Origin of the sequence: Arthrobacter livingstonensis (assembly GCF_003219815.1) — a bacterium.
In the GTDB taxonomy this organism is placed as follows: Bacteria; Actinomycetota; Actinomycetes; order Actinomycetales; family Micrococcaceae; genus Specibacter; species Specibacter livingstonensis.
In genome coordinates, this window is sequence record NZ_QJVD01000023.1 from 65,077 (window position 1) to 71,693 (window position 6,617).

Consider the following 6,617-nt stretch of genomic DNA (forward strand, 5'->3'; position numbering starts at 1 on the left):
CAGGCATCAGGGATGACCCTGAGCCGGCCCCTGATCCATGCCGCAGCTGCCGGTGCTACGCTGATTTGCACCGAAGGTGAGCCCTCACTTCAAAGCTAAGGAAAACATACGCCATGGACTTTGGCACCGCCATTTTGATCATCGCGCTGGTGATCATCGCCGTTGTTCTCGGTGTCGGCATCACCCTTGCCGTGCTCATTTCCCGAGGCGTCCTGGGCCTGGTGAACAAGTCCAAGCCCAAGTATGAGCTGGCCAAGCGCAATGCACTCAAGGTCCGCGCGCAGTCCACGGGCGGCCCCGTCGGCGACATCATGAAGCAGCGGATCCGGCTCCAGGAGTCCCTCGACGCAACTCAGCGCAGCCTGGCCGTAGCCCAAAGCACGCGCCAATACACCGGCAACCTGGAGTCCATTTTCCGCACGCTCCAGCAGGCCGGCACCGTGCTTGAACACCAGCTGCTCGTGGCCCAAAAGGAGCCCGACCCCGCCGTGCAGGAGGTCTACGCGAAGACGCTTGGCGGCCAAGTGGAACAAGTCACCCAGACGTCCGCCGGTGTCCGCAACGCCCTGGCCGCGGCCGCCGCCCCCATGACCGACGTCGACGTCAAGGACCTCACCCGCACGCTGGAAATCGAGGCCACCATGCTCAAGAACTGGTCCGCCACATACACCGACCTCGGCGACGACTAAGCCGCCATGAGTGTTTTTGGCCGCCTCGCCGCCGCCTTCCGGCCCAAGCCCGCTGCCGGCAGGGACGACGCCGGTGCCTCCGGAGGCGGCCAGCTCACCTTGGGTGAGGCACAGCTCAAGCAGCTCGCCGCAGTGCAGCAGATGCGCCGCGGCGTGGCCGATGTATCCGTCAGCCGGCAGCGCCTGGACCTTCAGGCCGCGGACCTCAAAAAGGCCATGGACTCGCTGGAGGCCCAGGCCGCCGCTGCCAGGTCGGCGGGTGATTCCGGCGCCGCGCAAACTGCGCTGGGCCGCCATGTCATCATGGCCGAACAGCATCACGACCTTGTTTCGCAGCGCGACGCCCTCGCCGAACAAGAGGCGATGCTGGCAGGCGCCCTCGCCCAGCTGCAGGCGCGCGTGTCCGGATTCAACGTCACGGCCGAAACCCTCAAGGCCGCACAGGCTGCTGCCGAGGCCCGGCTCACCATTTCCAAGTCCCTCGACGATCTGAAGGACTCCCGCGGCCCCAACCAGTAACCAGCTTGGGCGCGGCGGTCAGCTTTCGGCGAGGTCGCCGCTCGTTGTGTTGAAGGTGAAGGCCTTGGAGGTTCGTGCGGTGCGTGATTCCAGGGCGAAGGTGGCCGTGGCAACGCCTGCGGCCAGATCCGCTTTTGTCGCCGTGTAATTGGCCGTGAAACCGAGGGCTTCATCGGGTCCCAGCGAGGCCGTCGCAGCCACCTCGGTTCCGTTGAGCCGGACCACGACGCCAGCTGGCTCCGCGCCGCGGTTTCCCACCCTGCCGGAAAACGACAGGACGTCGCCGGCCTTGTACCCGGCGGTGATGGGACCGTAGTTGAGGTCCTGCGATTCGCGGTTGGAGAGCACTTGGGGAGTCTCCAGCGTGTACCCCTGCCCCACTTCCTTCCAAGCCGAGGGGTCCCACCCGCCGTCGGTCTGTAGCAGTGTGAAGCTTTCGCCCGTGCTGCGCCAGACGGCCGGGCGTGCAGGAGTGACGGAACGCAGCACCACATCGAAGGCGAGGCTGCCGGCGAAGGAGGTGCCGCCGTCGTGCGTCAGGGCGGCGGTGGGAGAGTCAAGGAGCTCCTGGGGGTCGAGCGAGACAAACACGATCTCCTGGTAGCCCTGGCGCTCGTACAGCACCCCGATGCGCCCATCCGGGAGCCGCGCGGCTGTGGAGTATTCGGAGCTCCCCGGACACAGCACGACGGCGTGGGGCCAGCTCGCGCCGTTGTCCTGCGAAAGCTTCAGAACGGTGTTCCGGCGCAGCAGGGTGTCATGGTTGTGGGTGGCCAGCAGCCAGCCGTCGGTGTCCGGGGAGGCAAACGTGGTGACGTTGGGCAGGCCGTCGAAGCGGGCCAGGGAGCCGTTGTCGCTGGGGTCGGGCAGTTCCGGATGTGGCGCCGCGGGGGACCAGCTGCGCCCGCCGTCGGTGGACACGGCCGTGAGCCGGTGCGGGGTGGCACGCGAATGCATGAGCAGGCTGCCGTCGCTGCGGCACGCCACTTTGTTCTCGTTGGCCCCGGCGACGAATTCGCCCAGCGTCCATGTGTCCCCGTGGTCGTCGCTGTAGGCGCTCGCGGCCCTGATCTCCCCGCGGAACAACACCACAAACTGTTGCACCAGGCGACCCTCGAAGGGCCCGGTGTGAAGCTGGATGCCCGCACCCGCTGCGGCAAACAGGCCCGTCACGCCGTCGCGTTTGAGCATGGCGGTGAGGCGGCGGTGTTGCCAGGTGGCGCCGTCGTCGTCGGAAAAGCTGAGGTCCGCGTGCTGGATGGCGTCTTCAGGGGCCAGTCCCTCGGCCGACTCGAAGAATCCGGCGTGGGTGCCGGCGGCGTGGAACATGAAGATTCGGCCGGTGTGGTTGTCGATGAGCAGGCTGGGGTCGCCGTAGCCGTCCAGGCCGGTGCCGGTGCGCACGGTCTGTTGCGGGCCCCACGTTTGGCCATTGTCGGTGCTGCGGCGCAGGAGCAGGTCGATCGGGTTGGGGAGGTCGTCCAAGTTGGGACGGCCGTCGTAGGCGGCGAGGAGGGTGCCGCGGGTGGAGACGGCCAGCGCCGGAATACGGTATTGGCGGTGGCCGCCCACGCCGCGGCGGGCCAGGACGTGTTCAAAGCGGGAAGTCATGCCCACAATCCTAGGGGCATTCCCGCGAACGAAGGATTACTTGTAGAGCGACTTCAGCCCGGCTTCGTCGTAGCGGGTGCCGGCCGTTCCGCCTGCCGGGGCCGCGGCGTCAAGTGCGGCCAGGTCAGCGGCAGAAAGCGCGATTCCGGCCGCCGCCACGTTCTCCTCGAGGTAGTTCCTACGCTTGGTGCCAGGGATGGCACAGACGCCCTGGGCCAGCACCCAGGCCAGGGCCAGCTGGGCCGCGGTCACGCCCTTTTCCGCTGCCAGGGCTTTGATGCGGTCCACGAGGCCCAGATTCGCCTCGAGGTTTTCCGGTGCAAAGCGGGGCATTCCGCGGCGCCAGTCCCCTTCCGGAAGGTCCTCCGGTGTGCTGATTTTGCCTGAGAGGAAGCCCCGCCCCAGTGGCGAGTAGGCCACGTAGCCAATGCCGAGCTCGCGGACGGTGTCCAGCAGGCCGTTGCCCTCGGGATCGCGTTCAAAAATGGAATACTCCGTCTGGAGGGCGGTGAGCGGGTGTACTGCATGGCCCCTGCGAATGGTGTCCGGCGCGGCCTCGGACAGGCCCAGGTAGCGCACCTTGCCTTCCTCGACGAACTCGGCCATGGCTCCCACCGTCTCCTCGATCGGGGTGTTGGGGTCCACGCGGTGGAGGTAGTACAGGTCCACGGTTTCCGTCTGCAGATTGCGCAGGGACCGTTCCAGCGCCTTGCGGGCATACACGGGGCTGCCGTTGACGGGTCCGCGGCCGCCGTCGTCGGTGATCTCGCTGCCAAATTTGGTGGCCAGGGCGTATTCTCCGCGGCGGTGGCCTATTGACTTCGCGATGAGCTGCTCGTTGAGGAACGGTCCGTAGAGCTCGGCGGTGTCAATCAAGGTGACGCCTAGGTCGAGCGCACGGTTCAGCGTGGCTGAGGATTCGGCGTCGTCCCTTCCTCCGTAAAAAGCGCTCATGCCCATGGCACCCAGTCCCTCGATGGAGACTTCCAGACCCTGGCTGCCCAATTTCATCGTCTTCATGGCTTTCCTGCCTTCGTTTCGATTGCTCGCCGGATGCCGTCCGGGCTGTTGGTGTCATGAAAATGCTCCTGCAGATTGGGCACAGGGGCAAGGGCCGGCGGCCGTCAGTTCGCTGGCAGTCCCACCGCTTCAGGCGACCGTGATGCCCAGATGAGCCGCGAGGATGGGGGCCAGCAGGCCCAGCTGGTAGTCATCGATCACGACGCCGGACATGGAACCGACGCCGTTGAGCGTGCGGAAGTCCGTGCTGCGCAGGTCCACGTCGTGCAGTGTGGCCTGCTGGATATCCAAGGTGCCGATCCGGCAGTTTTTCAACGCCAGCCGCGTGACGGTGGCGCCGCCCAAGTCCAGCTCGCCGATGATGCAGTCGCTGATTTGCAGGTCGGCGATTTTGGAAGCGCGCAGGTTCAGGAAGTCCAGCTTGCCGCCATCGATGCGGACATTGGCCCAGCTGCTGTCGTACAGTTCGGCCGATCCCCAGCGTGGGGTGGTGATTTCCACGTCTCGCCAGCTGGTTCGTGAAGCCTTTAGGACGGGGGCGAAGCTGTCGATGAGGACCGTGTCCCGGAATCTGGAGCCGCGCAGTTCGGCGGCGTTGAAGGTGGGGCCGTTCAGCTCGCACTCCAGGAAGTCCGTCGATGTGAGGTCGGCGCCGTCAAAGGACGGCCGGGTGAAGCGCTGGCCATCGTAAGTGTCACCCGGACCGAAGAACGCGTCCTCGTTGTCCACCAGGTTGTTCAGCTGGACTGGACCGAGTCGGGGAGGGCGGGGTGCGGAAATCGAAGCCATGGCACAAGACTAGCGAGCAGCGGTCGCGGCGGCTTTCTGATAACTATCGGCCGTTCTCGGACGTGTCGCCAAACTCGTCGTCGAAATGGAGGGTCAGGCGTGACGAGTAGATGCCGGGAGGGCCTTGCCGGTTGACGTCAATCGGAGGGGATCCGGAAGGCCACACGCGCATGGCGCGGAAGGCGAAACCGTCCTGATCTGCCGCCTCCCATTCCAACTCCACCGACTGGCCCGGCGAAAACTTCCTGTATCCCTCGATGGCAACGGCGCTAAAATGCGCCCAGCAGCCGCCCGGCGTCTGTTCCGCGTCGATGACGCCCCAACCTTCATCGTCATGCCAGTCGCGGACAATCCCCGTGGTGCTCATGGCACCAGCATATGTGGGCCCGCTGTTCGGTGTGCCGGACCTTCGGAGTGACGTTGCACCGCCGCTACGGCAGCCGGGCGACGAGGCCGAAGCGCTGGAGCACCAGCATGGTGTTGTCTTTGACGGTGAAGCCGGGGTCGTTAAGTGCGCCCCGCATTTCCGTCGAGTGCCAGTAGTCTTCATGACCGGCGCGCCACTGCGCCACCGTGGTGTAGCCCTCGCCTTCGTCCATGGCATGCTTCAAGTCCACGTCTGCGAGGCGCGCCTGGCGCACATCCGTGAACTCAATGACGGCCACCGGCTTCCCCTCTGAATCCACCACCGCAGCCTGGCCACCGACCACTGGCAAATCTTCCTACTCGACCTCATATTCAAGGACGGTTCCCGTGGTGGAGGTCTTGAAGCCGTCGAGGATCGCGGCCACCAACTGGTCCCGCAGGGGACCCGGGAAGGCGAATTCGGCGATGGGCAACTTGCTGTGGTCAGTCATGTGGATAGCCTACTTCTTGCCTATTTAGTGCAATAGTGCCAATTCCGCATTGAGGTTCAACCGCGCTTGGTCCGCCCACAGATCCTTGCCCCTTGGCGTGTGGAACAGCGGTTCCAGTGCCAGCAATTGGCGTACGGCGGAGGCCCTCCCCTGGTCGAAGTCGGCCGCCGGTATATGCGCGTAGTCCGCGCGGACACCCGCAAGATAGCGGGCATATGCGTCTGGTGGGCCGCCGAGAACGGCGAGGTCTGCGTCGCAAAGTAGAGCGCCGGCGTCGTCCGCTGCGTTGGGGGAGTGGGTGGCCGTCAGGCGGACCAGGCGTGACACCTCGTCGACCTCCGCGGCGGGAAGAAGACCGTTTAAGCTCAGTTGTGCCAACAACGCGGAGTCTTCCTCGTCCTGTCCAGCCACCCCGTTGTAGACGGCGTCGTGGAGCCACGCCGCGAGAGTGACGGACCGTGGTGGCTGGCCGTCGGTGAGCAGTTCGAGGGCTTCGAGAACGGCCAGCAGGTGAGTTGCGGAGTGGTAGTGCCGGTGGGGTTCGTTCCAGCGATGCAAGAGTTTCGTACCCAATTCAGGCGTGCAAGGCATGAGCGAGTCCCAGCGGTACTGCAGGGCAGTGCCCACGGACTTGCTCCGATGCCGGGCCTTAACTCGCAGGCCGGATGCAGCCAAGGCGAGGACCAGCTCCTTACCGGACACCGGTACGGCTCCGGCTGCCACGAGAGGCATGTACAGGCGTTTGGGAACGTCATAGTGGTCCAGGTCGAAGGCCCGTTCGGTGACGCCGGCCGCTGAGGCGAATTCGTGGAGCTCGGACAAAGATGCGTCCGATACCAAATGCGAAAAGACGGTGCCGTGGGCCGGCCAATACGGCGGATCGATCAAGATCATGGACTTAGCCTAGGCCTTGGATCCCGATGTCAGGCGCTGTGGGGTGGGAGCTTGTCGATGAGGAGGCTTTCGAAGAAGCTGGGGTGGGTGGTGAGGTCGCTGGCCTGGCTGTGCTGAGAGGGCGTGTGGTCCGCGTCATGACCGGCGACGTTGAGCTTTCTGGTGAGGTGTTTTTTGAGCCATTTGGGGTAGGCGGGTGGTTGGGCAGTGCGTTGTTTGGGGGCGTGGTAGTTGCCGT

At 65.3% G+C, this 6,617-nt stretch carries 10 protein-coding genes; 2 read left to right on the plus strand and 8 right to left on the minus strand.

Features of this window, described 5'->3' with window-relative positions:
* Positions 1-113 precede the first annotated feature (113 nt).
* Positions 114-689, plus strand: coding sequence for a hypothetical protein (locus CVV68_RS17895; protein WP_110502363.1), 576 nt, complete (start codon positions 114-116; stop codon positions 687-689).
* Positions 690-695: 6 nt separating this feature from the next.
* A complete protein-coding gene (locus tag CVV68_RS17900; protein ID WP_110502364.1) occupies positions 696-1,208 on the plus strand; it encodes a PspA/IM30 family protein in 513 nt (170 codons plus the stop codon).
* An 18-nt stretch (positions 1,209-1,226) separates the two neighbouring features.
* Here CVV68_RS17900 and CVV68_RS17905 read toward each other — a convergent pair whose 3' ends face one another.
* The 8 genes from CVV68_RS17905 to CVV68_RS23970 all read right to left on the minus strand — a co-directional run.
* Complete coding sequence (locus CVV68_RS17905; protein ID WP_110502365.1) at positions 1,227-2,819, minus strand: sialidase family protein; 1,593 nt, start codon at positions 2,817-2,819, stop codon at positions 1,227-1,229.
* Positions 2,820-2,855: 36 nt separating this feature from the next.
* Complete coding sequence (locus CVV68_RS17910) at positions 2,856-3,839, minus strand: aldo/keto reductase (RefSeq protein WP_110502366.1); 984 nt, start codon at positions 3,837-3,839, stop codon at positions 2,856-2,858.
* A 129-nt stretch (positions 3,840-3,968) separates the two neighbouring features.
* Positions 3,969-4,628: a pentapeptide repeat-containing protein gene (locus CVV68_RS17915; RefSeq protein ID WP_110502367.1), complete on the minus strand. Its 660-nt coding sequence runs from the start codon at positions 4,626-4,628 to the stop codon at positions 3,969-3,971.
* A 43-nt stretch (positions 4,629-4,671) separates the two neighbouring features.
* Positions 4,672-4,995, minus strand: coding sequence for a cold-shock protein (locus CVV68_RS17920; RefSeq protein ID WP_110502368.1), 324 nt, complete (start codon positions 4,993-4,995; stop codon positions 4,672-4,674).
* Between the two features lie 64 nt (positions 4,996-5,059).
* Entirely contained in the window at positions 5,060-5,338 is a 279-nt protein-coding gene (locus tag CVV68_RS24345; RefSeq protein WP_281268301.1) for an ASCH domain-containing protein, read from the minus strand.
* A gap of 12 nt (positions 5,339-5,350) precedes the next feature.
* Positions 5,351-5,485, minus strand: coding sequence for an ASCH domain-containing protein (locus CVV68_RS24670; protein ID WP_281268302.1), 135 nt, complete (start codon positions 5,483-5,485; stop codon positions 5,351-5,353).
* Between the two features lie 24 nt (positions 5,486-5,509).
* Positions 5,510-6,379, minus strand: a complete 870-nt coding sequence (locus tag CVV68_RS17930) for a DUF4031 domain-containing protein (RefSeq protein WP_110502369.1) — start codon at positions 6,377-6,379, stop codon at positions 5,510-5,512.
* 29 nt (positions 6,380-6,408) lie between these two features.
* A partial coding sequence (locus tag CVV68_RS23970) for a hypothetical protein (RefSeq protein ID WP_211320893.1) occupies positions 6,409-6,617 on the minus strand: 209 nt, incomplete at its 5' end.

Coding starts and splice junctions, on each gene's coding strand:
- CVV68_RS17895 (WP_110502363.1), top strand. CDS start 114: ATGGACTTTGGCACCGCCATTTTGATCATCGCGCTGGTGATCATCGCC.
- CVV68_RS17900 (WP_110502364.1), top strand. CDS start 696: ATGAGTGTTTTTGGCCGCCTCGCCGCCGCCTTCCGGCCCAAGCCCGCT.
- CVV68_RS17905 (WP_110502365.1), bottom strand. CDS start 2,819: ATGACTTCCCGCTTTGAACACGTCCTGGCCCGCCGCGGCGTGGGCGGC.
- CVV68_RS17910 (WP_110502366.1), bottom strand. CDS start 3,839: ATGAAGACGATGAAATTGGGCAGCCAGGGTCTGGAAGTCTCCATCGAG.
- CVV68_RS17915 (WP_110502367.1), bottom strand. CDS start 4,628: ATGGCTTCGATTTCCGCACCCCGCCCTCCCCGACTCGGTCCAGTCCAG.
- CVV68_RS17920 (WP_110502368.1), bottom strand. CDS start 4,995: ATGAGCACCACGGGGATTGTCCGCGACTGGCATGACGATGAAGGTTGG.
- CVV68_RS24670 (WP_281268302.1), bottom strand. CDS start 5,485: ATGACTGACCACAGCAAGTTGCCCATCGCCGAATTCGCCTTCCCGGGT.
- CVV68_RS17930 (WP_110502369.1), bottom strand. CDS start 6,379: ATGATCTTGATCGATCCGCCGTATTGGCCGGCCCACGGCACCGTCTTT.